16 protein-coding genes are annotated in these 15,924 nt (G+C 47.6%); 14 read left to right on the top strand and 2 right to left on the bottom strand.

Going from position 1 to position 15,924, the window contains the following annotated elements; all coding sequences use genetic code 11:
- The first annotated feature begins 99 nt into the window (after positions 1–99).
- From IPL85_03660 to IPL85_03725, 14 genes are all read left to right on the top strand, one after another.
- On the top strand, positions 100–354 hold the full coding sequence (locus IPL85_03660) for a hypothetical protein (GenBank protein QQS19359.1): 255 nt from the start codon (positions 100–102) through the stop codon (positions 352–354).
- 125 nt (positions 355–479) lie between these two features.
- A complete protein-coding gene (locus IPL85_03665; protein QQS19360.1) occupies positions 480–1,052 on the top strand; it encodes a hypothetical protein in 573 nt (190 codons plus the stop codon).
- Between the two features lie 199 nt (positions 1,053–1,251).
- Positions 1,252–2,772: an AAA family ATPase gene (locus IPL85_03670; GenBank protein QQS19361.1), complete on the top strand. Its 1,521-nt coding sequence runs from the start codon at positions 1,252–1,254 to the stop codon at positions 2,770–2,772.
- 74 nt (positions 2,773–2,846) lie between these two features.
- Positions 2,847–3,554, top strand: coding sequence for an NYN domain-containing protein (locus IPL85_03675; protein QQS19362.1), 708 nt, complete (start codon positions 2,847–2,849; stop codon positions 3,552–3,554).
- 262 nt (positions 3,555–3,816) lie between these two features.
- On the top strand, positions 3,817–4,071 hold the full coding sequence (locus IPL85_03680) for a hypothetical protein (protein ID QQS19363.1): 255 nt from the start codon (positions 3,817–3,819) through the stop codon (positions 4,069–4,071).
- A 45-nt stretch (positions 4,072–4,116) separates the two neighbouring features.
- Positions 4,117–4,626 (top strand): hypothetical protein, encoded by a 510-nt coding sequence (locus IPL85_03685; protein ID QQS19364.1) that lies wholly within the window; start codon positions 4,117–4,119, stop codon positions 4,624–4,626.
- Between the two features lie 198 nt (positions 4,627–4,824).
- Positions 4,825–5,193 carry a cell division/cell wall cluster transcriptional repressor MraZ gene (locus tag IPL85_03690; protein QQS19365.1) on the top strand — a complete coding sequence of 123 codons (369 nt, stop codon included), beginning with the start codon at positions 4,825–4,827 and terminating at the stop codon, positions 5,191–5,193.
- A 517-nt stretch (positions 5,194–5,710) separates the two neighbouring features.
- Positions 5,711–6,583 carry a 16S rRNA (cytosine(1402)-N(4))-methyltransferase RsmH gene (rsmH, locus tag IPL85_03695; GenBank protein ID QQS19366.1) on the top strand — a complete coding sequence of 291 codons (873 nt, stop codon included), beginning with the start codon at positions 5,711–5,713 and terminating at the stop codon, positions 6,581–6,583.
- A 169-nt stretch (positions 6,584–6,752) separates the two neighbouring features.
- A complete protein-coding gene (locus IPL85_03700) occupies positions 6,753–7,097 on the top strand; it encodes a hypothetical protein (protein ID QQS19367.1) in 345 nt (114 codons plus the stop codon).
- A 20-nt stretch (positions 7,098–7,117) separates the two neighbouring features.
- A complete protein-coding gene (locus IPL85_03705; protein ID QQS19368.1) occupies positions 7,118–8,896 on the top strand; it encodes a penicillin-binding protein 2 in 1,779 nt (592 codons plus the stop codon).
- A 62-nt stretch (positions 8,897–8,958) separates the two neighbouring features.
- Positions 8,959–10,008: a phospho-N-acetylmuramoyl-pentapeptide-transferase gene (mraY, locus tag IPL85_03710; protein QQS19369.1), complete on the top strand. Its 1,050-nt coding sequence runs from the start codon at positions 8,959–8,961 to the stop codon at positions 10,006–10,008.
- 202 nt (positions 10,009–10,210) lie between these two features.
- A complete protein-coding gene (locus IPL85_03715; GenBank protein QQS19370.1) occupies positions 10,211–11,461 on the top strand; it encodes a cell division protein FtsW in 1,251 nt (416 codons plus the stop codon).
- Complete coding sequence (locus IPL85_03720; GenBank protein ID QQS19371.1) at positions 11,394–12,554, top strand: UDP-N-acetylglucosamine--N-acetylmuramyl-(pentapeptide) pyrophosphoryl-undecaprenol N-acetylglucosamine transferase; 1,161 nt, start codon at positions 11,394–11,396, stop codon at positions 12,552–12,554. Before IPL85_03715 ends, IPL85_03720 begins: the two co-directional genes overlap by 68 nt.
- Positions 12,555–12,562: 8 nt before the next feature.
- Positions 12,563–13,471 (top strand): hypothetical protein, encoded by a 909-nt coding sequence (locus IPL85_03725; protein ID QQS19372.1) that lies wholly within the window; start codon positions 12,563–12,565, stop codon positions 13,469–13,471.
- Positions 13,472–14,113: 642 nt separating this feature from the next.
- Here the strand turns inward: IPL85_03725 and IPL85_03730 are convergent.
- Both IPL85_03730 and IPL85_03735 read right to left on the bottom strand, forming a co-directional pair.
- Positions 14,114–14,764 carry a hypothetical protein gene (locus tag IPL85_03730; protein ID QQS19373.1) on the bottom strand — a complete coding sequence of 217 codons (651 nt, stop codon included), beginning with the start codon at positions 14,762–14,764 and terminating at the stop codon, positions 14,114–14,116.
- A 7-nt stretch (positions 14,765–14,771) separates the two neighbouring features.
- On the bottom strand, positions 14,772–15,800 hold the full coding sequence (locus IPL85_03735) for a hypothetical protein (GenBank protein QQS19374.1): 1,029 nt from the start codon (positions 15,798–15,800) through the stop codon (positions 14,772–14,774).
- Between the last annotated feature and the right edge of the window lie 124 nt (positions 15,801–15,924).

Genomic DNA, 15,924 nt, shown 5'->3' on the forward strand with positions numbered 1-15,924 from the left:
AAATCTCGCCCTTATGCTCGGGTACTTCGCTTATTTTGGTTATCAATTAAGTGGGGTAGGTAGTACTTATGCCGAGCAGGGTTTAAAATAAGGCATATAATGTCAGAAAAAGAGCCTAAAAAACCAACCAGTCAGAATAAAACAGAGCGATTGGCTCGATTGTACCGAAATATCAACGCTCTTGGTGCTGCAGCCTGTTTTGCTGTGGGGGCCGTATTAGCTGCTCCACTGGCGGCAGTAGCTAACACGCTAGGTGCCCTAAACCTCGCTCAAGCAGCAGGCGGAGAAGTAGTCCGACAATCAGCCAAAAAGCGTAACCAAAAGAGTAACAATAAACGTCACAAAAAACCTTGACAATAAAACATACTACAAACACTTGCAATTAACAGTCAAAAAAACTTATGACAGCTGCTGTTCTTAGCCTGTTCGTATGCTCGTATACATTGCATTTTAGATTGTCCGGCCGTACAATCTAAATTATGGCGAGAAATGCACAGACCAGTGCCCTTGTGGACGAGATTCTTAGGCTAGTTATTGCTGGAGCAGTTGCGGGCACGATGATTGTAGCGCCAAATGCACTCATTGGGTTAAACAAACCAATGCGTAAAGCTTTTGACACGCTCGACAAAAGAGCTCAGGAGCGAGAGATTGCAAGGGTTTTTGCCTATATGAAATCCAAAAAACTTCTAACGGAAAATTCTCAGAATGGTCTAGAAATAACGACGCTAGGTCGCTTGCGGTTAAAACGTATGGATTATGAAAAACTTGCCATACCAACCCCAAAAGTGTGGGATGGACAGTGGAGAATTGTAATGTTTGATATTCCAGAGAATATGCATATGACACGGCGAGATTTTACAATGAAACTACGTCTGCTTGGTTATAAATATTTACATCAAAGCGTCTGGATTCATCCGTTCGAATCTCGCCGCGAAATATCAGTTGTCTGCGAAAAAATGGCTATTAGCCAATTTGTAACCTATATCATAACAGCTCACATTGACCACGAGTCGGTACTTATAGATCGATTTAAATCTGCATTTCAATCTTGATACAAAAATAGATTGTCCGGCCGGACAATCTAAAAATTAGGTGAATAATATATTCAGAGAGTTGCTTTGCGTGTAGTCTGAAGGGGTATACTGTAGGTAGTAGGTTTGGTATGCGATGAGGATGGGGAGGGCGAGGGCTTGCGGAGGCAGGGTAGGGTGCGACGACAAGGGTTTTACGTAGCGTAAGGAGAGCGATAGAGTGAGACAAAAGCAGGCACTGAGATTGATGATGGACGGAGAGTCCATTTTTTTGACGGGCGCGCCTGGGGCAGGGAAGACGTATGTCCTAAATGAGTTCATTCGTCTCACAAAATCGCGGGGGAGAAATGTCGCCGTTACGGCTAGTACGGGCATTGCGGCTACTCACATTGGCGGTAGTACAATCCACTCCTGGTCGGGCTTGGGGATACTTGATAGCCTGAGCCAGTACGATGTATCTCGCCTGAGTGCAAAGTCAAATTTGGTGAAACGATATAATGCTACCGATGCGCTGGTGATAGATGAGGTTTCGATGTTGCACGGCCACCGTCTCGACATGATCAACCAGTTGGCTAAAAAAATGCGTCAGAGTGACAAGCCATTTGGCGGACTTCAGGTGATTCTGGTTGGTGATCTGTTTCAGCTGCCACCAGTTACACGCGGTAGTGATGTGGCAGATTTTGCACACCAGAGTGCAGCCTGGCAAGAACTGGATCCAATTATTTGCTACCTGACGGAACAGCACCGACAAGCTGTTGGTGATACGCTGTTAGATCTGCTTGCTGCCATGCGCCGCGGTGACGTCAATGAATATCACGAAGCAGCGCTGCATGAACGTATGGGCCTTACGGCAGATGAAGGGCAGGCAGTAACGCGGCTCTACGCACACAATGTTGATGTCGACAGCATTAACCAGCGCCACTTGCGCGCTATCACCGCGCCGGCGCGCCGATACACCATGCAAGCCAAAGGCGTGGCTGCAAAGCGTGAACAGCTCATGAAAAGCGTTTTGGCGCCAGAGGAGCTGGAGCTTAAGCGAGGTGCGGAAGTCATGTTTGTGGCAAATAGCCAAAAGGGTAAGTTTGTCAATGGAACGCGCGGCATGGTGATAGACTTTGTCGATACCGCCCCTCTGGTAGTGACGACTGGCGGACGTGAGGTGCTTGTTGAGCCACATAGCTGGTCACTCGAGGAAGACGGTCGGGTAAAGGCTGAGGTGACGCAGCTGCCGCTACGTTTAGCTTGGGCAATCACCATACATAAAAGTCAGGGGATGAGTCTTGACGCTGCCGAAATTGACCTCAGTCGCACCTTTACACCAGGTATGGGCTATGTGGCGCTTTCCCGAGTAAGGAGCATGGATGGTGTATATCTGGCCGGCGTAAACCGCACGGCACTTGCCATGCACCCAGTTATATATGAGTACGATGTGTATCTGCGTGAACGTTCTGAAGAAATGGGGTTAAAAACAACCGATTATACCGAAGATAATAAGAAAAATGAGGTTGAAGCAGCGCTCGATGAAGCTCTTTTAAGCATGCTCAAGAAATGGCGTACCACCCAGGCCACGAAAGAAAAAATCCCGTCCTACATGGTTTTCCATGACACCACACTGAAAGAACTTGCCACCCGCCGTCCCCAAACCAAGCAAGCCCTACTAGCCATAAAAGGCATGGGAAAAATGAAGCTTGAAAAATATGCACCCAGTCTTCTCAAATTACTGATCTCCGAACCCACTTAGCGCAACGCTCGTCAGGAGTCATACTAGCACTCGTAGTTGGTCGCAATTTTATCTCACTCTGGTATCATGATGGTATGACGGAAAATCAAAAGACAGGGCAGGGGGGCAGAAAGCCCTGGTGGGTAAAACGGAAGCAGGGGGCTAAGCCTGTTGTGGCGCCGCCAAAGCCGAAGGGTAATTATGCATTTATTGACAGTCAAAACCTGAATCTTGGGGTGCAGAAGATCGGGTGGAAGATGGATTGGCACAAGTTTCGGGAATGGCTTAAGTCTGAGTACAACGTCGAGCAAGCGTTTATGTTCATTGGCTACATGCCGGACAACGAATCACTTTACGAGCAGATGTACGCTCATGGTTTTTTGGTTGTGCTAAAACCGACTGTGGATATCAAACCAACGCAGCAAGTAAAAGCCGTTGAAGATTCCTCGACTTTGTCCGGGGTATCAAAACCTAGCAAACCAGGTGAAAATATGGGCAAGAAAACAGAGGAGACAGAAAAATCCCAGGTGAAGGGGAATATTGACGCAGACCTTGTACTGTATGCCATGAAAGAGCTGCCAAACTATGACAAAGCGGTGATTGTGAGTGGTGACGGCGACTTCTTTAGTCTTATTGAGTACCTGAGAGACGAAAAGAAGCTACTGAAGGTACTCGCGCCAAACCGACGGTTTTCGACGCTACTTCAGGGGTTTGACGAATATATAGAGGGGATTGATCAGCACCGCAGGGAGCTGGCATACCGTGATTTTCGCCACAAAAAACCAAACACCCGTACGAGGTAGTAGTGGCAGAGGTGAGGTTTTGCGTGACTCGAGTCTAACTACGCTCCTCGAACCTAAAAACGGCATCCCGTTGGTAGTAGAGCTTTAAGCCTTATCATATCGACAGCCGAGCGGGGTTGAAATTAAGAGGGGTAGTTGTTTTTCTGATGACGGGGGAGTAATAGGGGTGATTTTTACTATGTTATCCTGCATAGCAAAACATAGAGTTGACAAAACGGTTATGTCTTGCTAATATAATGTAGTTCTATAAGAAACAAACAATATGTCAAAAACAAAAAAGAAACAGAATTGGTTACAGATGCACCCGGTACATTTACATGTCGGAATGTATGTGGGTATAGCGGCGCTGCTCATCACTGCTATGAAAACGAGCGAGGGGATGATAGCGGCTGTCTATTACAGCCCGGGTCACGGTAACGGGGAGGGCTTTAGCCATACCCATTTGCGGGAAGCAGAAACCCACATTGGTCATGCCCAACTCAGCTTTGCTCGCCCCGCCCGCGTAAGTGGAACATAAACTTGCCCTATTGACAAAAAACTATAAAACGTATATAATCGTAACATGACAAAGCCCCCCCGGCATCTTAGACTTTTCTCCTCAAACGGTGAGAAAGTGTCGCCTAAATACCCTCCAGAACAGGCCGCTGCACCCTTGACACGCAAGCAAAAACTGTTACGTCGTTTATTGCCATTTGCCCTGTCTGCCGCCAGTGCAACAGGTGCCGCCATTGCAGTAGCTAGTCGTACGACAACAGCAGTCGTTGAACGTGGTGATTCGTACACAGTTACACATGATAATAGGGGCAAAACGTGTATTGAAGGGCAACTTACCATTGGGCCAGGAGATCTCGTTAGTGACGCAGTTGTTTCTGCTTTGGCCAAGGTTGGTCTCTCGCCAACGGATGCAAATGTTAATGCGGCAACACGTGACCAAGTTGCGTTGTACGGTTCTAATGGCAAACCTTTAAATCTGATGGCAGGCACCCCTGGAGAGGTAACAGTTACGGGAATATGTAGTATCCCAGGACAAGGTCAAAGAACGCTTACTCTTGAACCCCCCAACAAGCAGTAGCAACGAACGTGTATTTTCTGTGGAGAAATGGTGTGGATAATACCACTATATTCACATTTGTGTATTGCAGTGGGTGATAGTGGGTAGTAAACTGATGTCAGTGGGTAAAAGTAGGTAGCCCGCCAAAAAGCTCTCTCGAACTTTAGGCAGACAAACAAAAATAAAAAACTCACTGTAACTTAAAACAATACAATAGCCATGACACAGGTGGATTACTTCCAGCGCAAACTTGACGATAAACGGCGGTTAACCATACCGACCGAGCTTCGAGACATGTTTGCTAGCGGGGCAGTAATCACTCGTGGATTTGGGCAGTATCTGCACCTCTACCCGAAAGATGTCTGGAATAACCTTGTTGAACCAAGGTTGGCCGGCGACATCCTAGACGAGCGGATCGCAGACCTGAACGTGCAATTTCGTACGGGCAAGGTCGAGCAATCACTCGATGGCAAGCAGGGGCGGATAACCCTGGAACAGCACTTACTTGATTATGCGGGCATACAAAAAGGTGTCACCGCGGTAAGTGTAGGGAATTACTGGCGTTTATTAGCAGCCGAGCAGGCATAGTGTCCTGCAGGGCAATCATATAACCTTAACAACCTAGAGAAAGCATGAAACATTAATCACGAATTTTTGATTTTTGAATCATGCAAAAACGAATAGACCTAAAAACGGATACATGATTCTAAAATCATGATTCAATATTCAATTTTTTAGGGTCACCTATTTGGCAGTCAACACGTGGACAACCCGAAGGCACCACGCTAAAAAACCTTAGTTCTTTCCATAAAACACCTCCCAAAACTCCACCTCACACATAAGTCTCTCACTTAGTTTCCGGGAAGTAGGAAGCCTTACAAGATTTTTTAAATCTTACTAAACTTTTGCTTCCTTACATACGGACCGGAAACACCACAAAAACAAAAACTACAAACAAAACAAAAAGTTGGCTGCTAAATAGGTGATAAACGCGCAAACATTTTCAATTAGAATTTGTTACGCATTAAAAACAAAAACAAAGCTTAAATAAGCTGCGAAAATCACCAAAACAAATACAAACATAAAAAAAGACACGACATGCACTATGTCACAAACCATACACAAGCCTGTACTGCTACCGGCAGTGCTCACGTACCTTGCACCAGTGGAGGGGGAAAATTACCTCGACCTGACGGCTGGCTACGGGGGGCACGCGACGGCGGTACTGAAACACACCCACAAGCCGACGGGTTTGACGCTGGTCGATCGCGACGCGACTGCGATTACAGCGCTACAACCATTGGCAGACCAGGGTGCGCGGGTATTGCATGCCAGTTTCGAAGAAATCTCGAAGTCGCTGCAGGAGCAGGGCGAGCATTTCGATATGATATTGGCGGACTTGGGTGTTTCGTCGTTGCACCTTGACACGTCGTCACGTGGTTTTGCGTTTCGTTTGGATGGTCCGCTCGATATGCGGATGGATCAACGCGCAGAGCTTACGGCCGATACCATCGTCAATACGTACCAGGTAGCTGAGCTAGAAGATATTTTGCGCCGTTATGGTGAAGAAAATCGTGCTCGGCGCGTGGCTCAAGCAATTGTTGCTCGTCGTCCCATTCGGACAACAAGTGAGCTTGCTGAAGTGATTGCGGGTGCCCTTCCGAGGGGAAGCAAGCAGCATCCTGCGACACGTAGTTTCCAGGCAATTCGTATTGCAGTTAATGATGAGCTCGGACAGCTGAAGCGCAGCATACCCATGTGGCTCGAACTATTACAGCCGGGGGGAAGACTTGCGGTCATTAGCTTTCACAGTCTTGAGGATCGAATCATCAAGCAGGCTTTTGCAGACGTTGCAGGCGATCGTTATGACGCCGAGTATCGTTTACTCACAAAGCATCCAGTCGTGGCCGACGACACTGAATCAGTTACTAATCCGCGGGCACGAAGCGCAAAACTTCGAGCCTTGCAGCGAAAATAAAAAAAGAAAGGGAACTCGATATGCCTATACGGGTAAAAAGTAGCTCCCGAGCCTACAAAGTCCACGTCAAAGTGGGTCACTAAGGCCGAGGCTGCTGGCGGAGCATTTGCTCCGCCAGCACCAATCACTACAAGGCATTTTTTGTAAAAAAGGAAACAAAAACAAACATATGACTTATTCATCAAGTATGGCGCTTGGTCGTCAACAGCTCGCGGTTCGCGGGCATAATTCGGTGAGCTTTCGTCCGAAAGACAGACGGCTAGGGCCTATTAGTAATACAATCGTGCTGATTGTTTTGGCATGTTTACTTGGGCTTTTATATCTAACGCAAGTTACAAAAACGAATGCCTACGGCTACACAATTAATAATTTGCAACACGAACATGCTGCACTACAAAGTGAACGCGACGACTTGGCTGCAACATCAGCACGTTTGCAGTCACTGGCCACAGTAAAACAAACTGCTGAAGCCAAAAAGCTCGTGGCAGTGGCTCCAAGCGGCAGTGTTCGGTAGATTTTTAGTCAAGTACCTTCATGAAACCAACTCACAGCAAACAGACTGACCCCGTTCTGCGCACCAGGTTATGGTATGCGCTAATTGTCGTTGTTTTCGGGGTCTTTGCCGTGAGATTATTTTATACTCAGGTCATTCGGTATGACCACTATAAGTCGCTTGCTTTGAGCGACCAAACTCGTGAGTACGATGTCCTGCCGGAACGAGGGACCATTTATGCACAGCTGAACGGAGAAACAATACCGCTTGTTCTAAATCAGAAACTGTTTACGGTGTTTGCTGACCCTAGTATTATAAAAAATCATGCAAAAACCGCTGCGACTATCGCTCCCATGCTGGGACTAGATGCTCGTGAGGTCGAAGCAAAGCTTCAAAGTAAAAATACAAGCTATGTTGTGCTAAAACGTCGGGTGGCACCAGATGATAACAAAAAATTATTGGCGTTGAAATATCCGGGTATTGCATCGCAGCAGATGAATTACCGAGTGTACCCGCAAGGAACCATGGCTGGCCAGCTGCTTGGTTTTGTCAATAATGATGGCGAAGGTAAGTACGGCGTTGAAGAGGCACTTGACGAAACGCTTGCAGGCACACGAGGCCGCCTGAAGGCCATTACCGATGTGAACGGTGTTCCACTTGCTGCCAGCAGCGAAAACCTGCTTGTTGAGCCCGTGGCAGGGCAGAATGTGACACTGACGCTCGATATGGGCATGCAGGCACAGGTAGAGTCGATTGTTAAGGCAGCTCAGGAAAAGTTTCGATCAAAAAATGTCAGTGCAGTTGTGATGGAAACAAACACCGGCGCTGTAAAAGCAATGGCGAACTATCCGACCTATAATCCAGCAGATTACCAAACAGTTGAAGATGGTGCTTTGTTTCAAAACTATAGCGTTGCCAGCCCCATAGAACCCGGCTCGATAACCAAGGTTTTCACAGTTGCGGCAGCGTTAGACAGCGGTGCAATTACGAAAAATACTTCCTATTATGACCCTGGCAAGTGGACGATTGACGGCGCAAAAGTGCTCAATGTCGCAGAGGGGACTGGCAACGGGACACAGACGATTAAAAGTCTTTTGAATTTGTCCCTTAACACCGGTGCAACATGGACGCTGATGCAGATGGGCGGTGGAAAGTTGAATGATACCGGACGAGCGAAGCTTTATAAGTATTTTGTCGATCATTTTCGGTTTATGAAGCCAACCGGTATTGAGCAGGGCTACGAGGGAGCGGGCTTTGTGCCTGACCCAGTGGACAAAGATAACGGTATAAATATAACTTACGCAAATATGTCTTTTGGCCAGGCATATTCAGCTTCCGTACTGCAAATGGCGAGTGCACTCGGAGCCGTGGTAAATGGTGGCACATACTACCAACCGACCCTGATCTCCTCAACCGTGAGCGGGGCGGGGGATGTGGTGCAAAAAAAGCCGGTCGTGCTGTCTCGTGATGTTGTGTCTGCACAAACCAGTAAGAGCATGGTTGAACTGCTCGACTATGTTACCGAAGCACACACGGCAGGTTTTCCGTACATGCGCTTTGACAGTCGTTATAGTGTGGGAGGTAAAACTGGCACGGCACAGATTATTGACGAAAAGACGCATCTTTACCGAGAAGATGTGTTTAACGGAACATTTTTAGGTTATGTCGGTGGAGATACGCCCCAGTACACCATAGTTGTCTACAACATAGAGCCACACGGTTATTCTGGCTATGCGGGGGCGCAAACTGGGCAACCAATTTTTGCTGAGATTGCTCATATGCTTATAAATAACTATGACGTAACTCCGAAAACAAAGTAAGGTGACCCGAGGAAGACAATGCGCTATACTACACGACAGATTTCAGGAAAAGGAAAAACAATATGAATGACCAGTTACTTACGGCGACGCTTGAAGGCTCCAGTTTATTGAAAATTGTCTTACTTGGCGTGGGGGGTTTCTTGCTTTCAATGGCATTGACTCCTCTCTACACGACCGTTGCGTATCGCTGGCATCTCTGGAAAAAACCTCGTACCCAAACAGTGACAGGCACGCAAGCTACAGTGTTTATGAAGTTGCACGGGGAGAAGCACAAGCGGCATATTCCAACCATGGCAGGCGTTATTTTTATAACAGCTGTAGCTATTTTGACGTTGAGTGCCAACTGGTCAAGAGCGGAAACGTGGTTGCCGCTGGCAGCATTTGTCGGCGCCGCGGCTGTTGGGCTTTTGGACGACATTATCAATTTGCGGGGAGATGGAACCGGCAAAGCTGGGTTACCGTCAAAACTGAAGTTTCTTTTAATAACGCTGGTGGCTGCGGTGGCGGGCTGGTATTTTTACTATAAACTTGGGTTTAACAGCATACAGTTGCCAGGTCTTGAGCATTCATTGGTGCTCGGGTGGTGGATTATACCGCTTTTTACCCTTGTAGTTGTAGCAACGGCAAATGCGGTGAATATCAGTGATGGGCTTGATGGTTTGGCTGGAGGGTTAACAACTATTGCATTTGCAACCTATACCGTTATTGCCGTGCTTGAAGGCAAGTACGGTGTCGCCGGTTTTTGCGCGGCCATGGTAGGAGCGCTCATGAGCTACACCTGGTTTAATGTGTTCCCAGCACGATTTTTTATGGGTGACGTTGGATCTTTTGCGCTCGGTACAGCCCTGGGCGTGATAGCCATGTACACAGATACTGTGCTACTTCTTCCAATTATTGGGTTTGTATTTGTGGCTGAGGCGGGTTCTGTGATTTTGCAAATTGCGTCTAAAAAGCTACGGAATGGTAAAAAAATATTTCGTATTTCACCCATCCATCACCATTTCGAGGCGATTGGTTGGCCTGAAGCAAAAGTAACCATGCGCTTCTGGGTGATTGGCCAGACCGCTGCGTTAGTTGGACTCGCACTTTTCGTAATGGGTCGATACGGCTAGAACCTAAGCAATACCACAAGTAAAAAAGAAAAAATGAACATACACAAACAAACTAACTCCCATAGAACACTCACGGCTCGCTTTGCTGTACTCGACTTACGAAAGAACTCCATCGTCTCAAACTCACCAGGAGTACCTATAAGTCACTTTTACCAGGGAGACGATGCGGTGCTGCGTTTGGTTGCCGTGCATTGGAGTAGAGATGTCTGAATATTATGCCCAGCGACAAAGAAACAGCCGACCAACAGAGGTGCTTCGAAAGCACCGGCCTGACTACTGGCTCCTTGTGATTGTGGCGTTTTTGTTGGCAGTTGGACTGATTGTGGTATATTCGATTAGTCCGGCGCTTTCCGAGCTTCGTGGCGGAAATTATGTTGTGCACCAGGTTGTTGCGATTCTGCTTAGTATTGTTGCTTTTTTTGTGACTGCTCGAACTCCACTTGCAAAGTGGGAAAAATGGCGTTGGTGGCTGCTAGCGGGTGCCGCGCTCGGTACCTTGGTTGCCCTGATTACACCAGCGATACCCGCGTACCCACAACATCGCTGGATTCGTTTTGGTAGTTTCTCGCTACAATCTGTCGAAGTACTCAAGTTTGCCTTGCTGATTGCGCTCAGCGGTTTTTTGACCGCACGGATACGCGAGGGAAATATTGGCGATTACAGAAAGACGCTTAAGCCGCTTGTCCTTGTACTTGGCGTGATAGGGTTTATTGTGGCGTTTGTACAGAGTGATTTAGGATCTGCCGGAGTAATTGTGGCAATGGCAACCATAATGGCGTTTGTTGCGGGTATGCCTATGCGCCGGATAATGACAATCGGTTTGGTAGTTGCGTTTGGAACCATGCTGGCAGTTTCCTCAACGCCTTACCGAAGAGAACGTCTCAACACATATTTACACCCTGAAGCAAACTGCTCGACAGAGGCGGGACATCAGGCATGCCAAGCTTTGATTGCCGTTGGTTCCGGTGGGTTAGTTGGCCTAGGACTTGGTAAGAGCGTTCAAGCGTATGGCTACTTGCCAGAAGCCCAAAATGACTCGATTTTTGCGATATATGCAGAAAAGTTCGGTTTTGTCGGGTCAATGGTGCTACTTGCGTTGTTTGTAACACTGTTTGCTCGGCTGAGGCTAATTATTGAACGGGCGCCCGACATGTTTAGCAGATTGGTTGTTGTCGGGGTGCTTGCGTGGCTGAGCACGCAGGCAATTATCAATATTGGTGCTATGATAGGACTATTGCCCCTAAAGGGCATTACTTTGCCACTGATAAGCTACGGCGGTACAAGCGTTCTGTTCGTAGGCGCAGCGCTTGGGCTTGTTTATCAGGTTTCACACTACACAAGTTTTAACACACGGCGCGCCATGGGTAGCCAGCAAAGGGATAGACATGAACATAGTATTGACAGGCGGCGGTTCGGGGGGGCATATCACCCCGGTTCTAGCAGTCGCCCATGAACTGAAGCGGCAGCTACCCTCATGCCACGTGATGTACATCGGTCAGTACGGTGATGATTTACTTGATATTATTAAAGCCAACCCAGATATTGATGAAATACAAACCGTGTCGGCTGGAAAACTGCGACGATACAGCGGGGAGGGGTGGAGACAACTGTTTGATATAAAGACTCAGGCGCTGAATATACGTGATGTATTTCGGACTATAAAGGGTTTTATACAAAGCTTTCGTTTGCTCAAGAAGGCCAAACCAGCCGTAGTTTTTACCCGTGGCGGTTTTGTGAGTGTGCCAGTCGCGTTGGCTGCAAAAATGCACGGCATTCCGTACCTTACTCACGATGCGGATAGCTTGCCAAGCCTCGCAAATCGTCTGATAGGGCGGTGGGCTCATCTTCATACAGTGGCGCTTCCGCCAGAGTTATATCCGTATCCTCAGGACAAAATCCGCATGGTTGGGATGCCCGTCGGCCACAATCATAAGCCTGTCGGCACGAATCTACGAGATGAGTATAAAAAAGAACTGGGGCTGGAGGCGTACGATGAAGTCTTGTTGGTAACTGGCGGGGGAAACGGCGCCCGGATGCTCAACAAGTTTGTCGTTAACAATAGCCGGTATTTACTATCTCGCTTTCCAAATCTGATTATTCTGCATTTTGCAGGGCGCGCGCTTGAGCAGGAAACAAATAATATGTATGAAAGTCTCAAGCTGGAGGCTGCCCGTACCCGAGTACGTGTATACAGCTTTGCAGCGGATTTTTATAAGTTCAGCGGAGCCGCAGATGTCATAATTGCGAGAGGTGGTATGAGTAGTATCGCTGAATTTGCGCTTCAGCATAAAGCCTGTCTGCTGGTGCCTTCGAAACAGCTAGCGTGGAATGTAAAAAATAGTCAGGCTCTTGCTAAAGCAGGAGCCGTGCTCGAGCTCACCGAAGAACAGGCCGAGCAGCCTGAACGACTTGGCCGCACGGTTGCTGGCCTGCTGCGAGACCCTGCCCGCCGGGCAACGCTAGAAACGGCCATCGGTGTGTTTGCGCGGCCAAAGGCTGCAAATGAGCTAGCTACGCTCATCATAGCAACAGGGAAGGGTGGCTAGTAGTCAGTATGGTCTGGAAATGGCATAAGAAACAACAAAAACCACTCGTCCCGGGTCGTGATCGTCCGAAACAGGCCGGGAGTCGTCCGCAATACTTGTACTATAAGGCACGGCCGTCGGATAATACCGGAACATCAACCCGAAGCCGACCAAATGCCTCCCCCGAAAAAAAACGTGTTATCTCAGGCATGAATATCCATACCGCAATGCTCCTGGTATGCGTTGTTATTGGGTTGCTCTGTGCCCTCAAAATTGTTCTGCTCACGCCCAATAGTAAGATTGTTATAACTGAAAATGTACAAACTCTTGATTTACCTCAAAATGCGTATGCCGAGACTGCCAATAGTTCTCTGAAAAGCAGTCTGTTGAACAGAAATAAAATTACATTAAACACGCGTGGGGTAGCAACAGATATAGAGCAACGCTTTCCTGAGCTTGCCAGCGTCGTAGTCACGGTGCCCCTGGTTGGTAACCGGCCGATAGTGTACGTTACTCCTTCGCGCGCCTCTTTCATGATAGAGTCACCCATGGGCCTATATAGTCTGGCAGACAATGGGTATGTGCTCGCCAAACTTCCAGCACCCGAGAAGGAACTTGTGACAATGGCCGAACTTAGCAATCGTGTCCCCGAAGTCGGAAAACAATTTCTTCCCGCTTCTACGGTTAGCTTTGCTAGAACGGTTAAATTTCAGATGCAGCAGGCGGGCTTCACTATAAGTAGGATTGTGCTGCCTTCAGATGCACCGTACGAAATGCAGTTAGCGCTTGTGGGAAAGTCGTATCTAGTGAGATTTAACTTGCAGGCGGATGCCCTCCAACAGAGCGGGGGAGCAGTAGCCGTATTGCAACAACTGGAGCCAACCGCGCGACCTGAATATATCGATGTCAGGGTGCTTGGCAGAGCGTATTACAAGTAGCGCGGTGACGAGCAATCCCCCCGTTGCTACCCCGCTAGTGTTCACAAAATGTTCGTACTGCATTTTATCTTGCAAAAAAGCATACGACACATGCATTGTAGGGCAGTGTCAAATATATAACAGAGCAGGATAGGGAGGCAAAAAGGGGAAGAGCTATAAAAAAGTCAAATGCGTGAAAAAGCAAATGTTTTCACAACGTGCCTGTGGAAAAGTCAAATAAACGCATACTGCAATAGCGTTTCAATAAAAAAGCAAACACTAGCTATACTGAAGCCGCGACGTACTATAAGCCCAACCAAGTGAAGCATACAGAGAGCAATTATGAATCCCACATAAAGTGTGGGGAGACCTAAGTTAGCAGTTTTGAAGCCCAGCTGCCAAAACTCCCCCGTTAATAGGGGTACACACAATCATCTTGAAAGAAGATATTCACGTCGCAAAATATACATTGTGCGACATATAAACTATGTTCTCTTTTTATTCACCTGCTCGCCCATTGTGGCTTTCTGTTTTGGCCAAGCAATGATTCAATATATTTATTAAGCCTTGAATTCCCTTGTCTGTGCTCGCAGGTTTGGGTTATCGGTTGGCTCTCCTTTTGTATGCTGGTCGGTAATCAATGTTCGCATTTTGTTTGTATTACTAACGCATTAGTATTTTTTCGTCATCGGCATAACTTTGTGGAAAAATTACCCTACGCGTGAGGGCTAGACCAAATGCTGCTGCCACGGCGACGTTACTGACCATTCCTGGTACAATCTCTATTGGAAGATCAGGTGATACCTTCCAGCTACTATTTGGTTGTTGTTCGGCGATAACCCAACCGGACGAATGGCCCGATGCTTTAAGCGCGGTTGCAATAGCTTCACCTATAAAACCGCTAGGCAAAAATGAATCACGGTTAAATACCAGCAGACGAGCTGTTAGCTTGTCTGTATCAGCGAGTGGCGGCGGGTCAACCGATTGTGGGCTGCATTGGACACCGATAATGTCTTCGCCACTCTTCAGTCTTTCCTGATAAGCTAGCCCACCGTTTATAGACAATAAACCGCCATAGTGTGTGCTGGTGAGCGCTTGAGTAAGTGGCGGAGTAGTTGTTTCTGCTTTAGGGGTTGGCTCAGGAGTCAAGTTTGGCACGGAAAAAAACATTAGTTGCCCATAGATCCCGTCTCGTAATTCTTGGTTTAAGTGGGTGTTGGGGTGCCTTGAAATATGTCCTGCAAGATTCCAATATACGGCAGCAGCAGACATGACGGCTGGCGTATTTGGATAGTTAGGAACCCACTCAGCCATATCCTGGTTACTCGCTGAGTTCGTAGGTGGCTTTGGCGACGCGTTTAAACTGGGGCTTGCTCTGCAGGTTCAAGAGGATGGTCGTTTCTTTGACGAAGCGGCTTTTAAGCACCCGCTGGACAATTTCATCGCGGTGGAGTGGTTGCTTGGCTTCACGGAGGACCTCTGAAATAATATCTGCCACAGTGCCCTTTTTGTATCCCCATTCTTTGAGAGCGTAAATACCGCGGCCTATTAGGACGAAGCGCGTGTCCTTGATGAGCTCGTTGTGAATAGCTTGCGTGGTTACGTCTTTGCGTTTGAAATCACTGGCTTTAATAGATTCGGCGATTTCATTGAAGTGCATGTGTTTCTTGTTTTCGCTGAGTATAACGTAAATTTTGTCGCGGATGTTCTTTGGGTTAACGGTGGGCCATCGTACGAGTCCCCACCGGCCATTAAGCGTCGCAAGTTGCTTGCTGATACTCGCGAGCGCGGCTGTAAAGGCTTCGGTATCAAAACCAGCCAACTTTGTCATTTCTTTTGCACTGACAGGCTTCCCTGCCTTTTTTATGGCCTCAACAATAGTTACAACTTCGCGCTTTAGCGTGGCGACATCGTGAGTGGTACTGTTCCCTGCCGCCTGAAAATAGGTGTCATCTTCAGAAACAACAGCAACATTTGGACACAGTTCTGTCAGAAACGCAAGGCGAGACTGATCAGTACGGGTGTTTTCGGCGGTAAGCACGCCAGCGAGAACTGTGACTCGGGCTGTTTCTCCCTTTTCACTAAGGGTTTTGAGAACAACCGATTCTACCTCTGCAATGTGCGGTAAGTCCAAACTTGTTTGGCGGAGCTTAGTCATAACCGACTTCTCAAGCTGACGCACGCGCTCTCTTGTGATGCCAAGCAGCTCCCCAATTTGTTCCAACGTTTCCTTACGGTCAAATAAGCCGTAGCGACGAGCAATGATTTCACGCTCTCGTTCACGGTCAATGCTATTTAAAACATCTTGCACGATGGCTTCTGTATTAAGAACGGATTGTTTTTCTGACATTATTACCTTTACTATAAAACTTTTTATGTAGGAAGTCAACGACTTTTTGCTAATCCACCACTTTTTTGTTGCTCATCTGATAATGTGCGTTCGTAACGTTATTGTAGCACATAAATTGACTATG

The organism is Candidatus Saccharibacteria bacterium, from assembly GCA_016699955.1.
Taxonomy (GTDB): Bacteria; Patescibacteriota; Saccharimonadia; order Saccharimonadales; family UBA4665; genus JAGXIT01.

Bases quoted from the DNA above. Each gene is read 5' to 3' on its own strand.
- IPL85_03660 (QQS19359.1), top strand. From the start codon at position 100: ATGTCAGAAAAAGAGCCTAAAAAACCAACCAGTCAGAATAAAACAGAG.
- IPL85_03665 (QQS19360.1), top strand. From the start codon at position 480: ATGGCGAGAAATGCACAGACCAGTGCCCTTGTGGACGAGATTCTTAGG.
- IPL85_03675 (QQS19362.1), top strand. From the start codon at position 2,847: ATGACGGAAAATCAAAAGACAGGGCAGGGGGGCAGAAAGCCCTGGTGG.
- IPL85_03680 (QQS19363.1), top strand. From the start codon at position 3,817: ATGTCAAAAACAAAAAAGAAACAGAATTGGTTACAGATGCACCCGGTA.
- IPL85_03685 (QQS19364.1), top strand. From the start codon at position 4,117: ATGACAAAGCCCCCCCGGCATCTTAGACTTTTCTCCTCAAACGGTGAG.
- IPL85_03690 (QQS19365.1), top strand. From the start codon at position 4,825: ATGACACAGGTGGATTACTTCCAGCGCAAACTTGACGATAAACGGCGG.
- rsmH (QQS19366.1), top strand. From the start codon at position 5,711: ATGTCACAAACCATACACAAGCCTGTACTGCTACCGGCAGTGCTCACG.
- IPL85_03700 (QQS19367.1), top strand. From the start codon at position 6,753: ATGACTTATTCATCAAGTATGGCGCTTGGTCGTCAACAGCTCGCGGTT.
- IPL85_03705 (QQS19368.1), top strand. From the start codon at position 7,118: ATGAAACCAACTCACAGCAAACAGACTGACCCCGTTCTGCGCACCAGG.
- mraY (QQS19369.1), top strand. From the start codon at position 8,959: ATGAATGACCAGTTACTTACGGCGACGCTTGAAGGCTCCAGTTTATTG.
- IPL85_03715 (QQS19370.1), top strand. From the start codon at position 10,211: ATGTCTGAATATTATGCCCAGCGACAAAGAAACAGCCGACCAACAGAG.
- IPL85_03720 (QQS19371.1), top strand. From the start codon at position 11,394: ATGAACATAGTATTGACAGGCGGCGGTTCGGGGGGGCATATCACCCCG.
- IPL85_03725 (QQS19372.1), top strand. From the start codon at position 12,563: ATGGTCTGGAAATGGCATAAGAAACAACAAAAACCACTCGTCCCGGGT.
- IPL85_03730 (QQS19373.1), bottom strand. From the start codon at position 14,764: ATGGCTGAGTGGGTTCCTAACTATCCAAATACGCCAGCCGTCATGTCT.
- IPL85_03735 (QQS19374.1), bottom strand. From the start codon at position 15,800: ATGTCAGAAAAACAATCCGTTCTTAATACAGAAGCCATCGTGCAAGAT.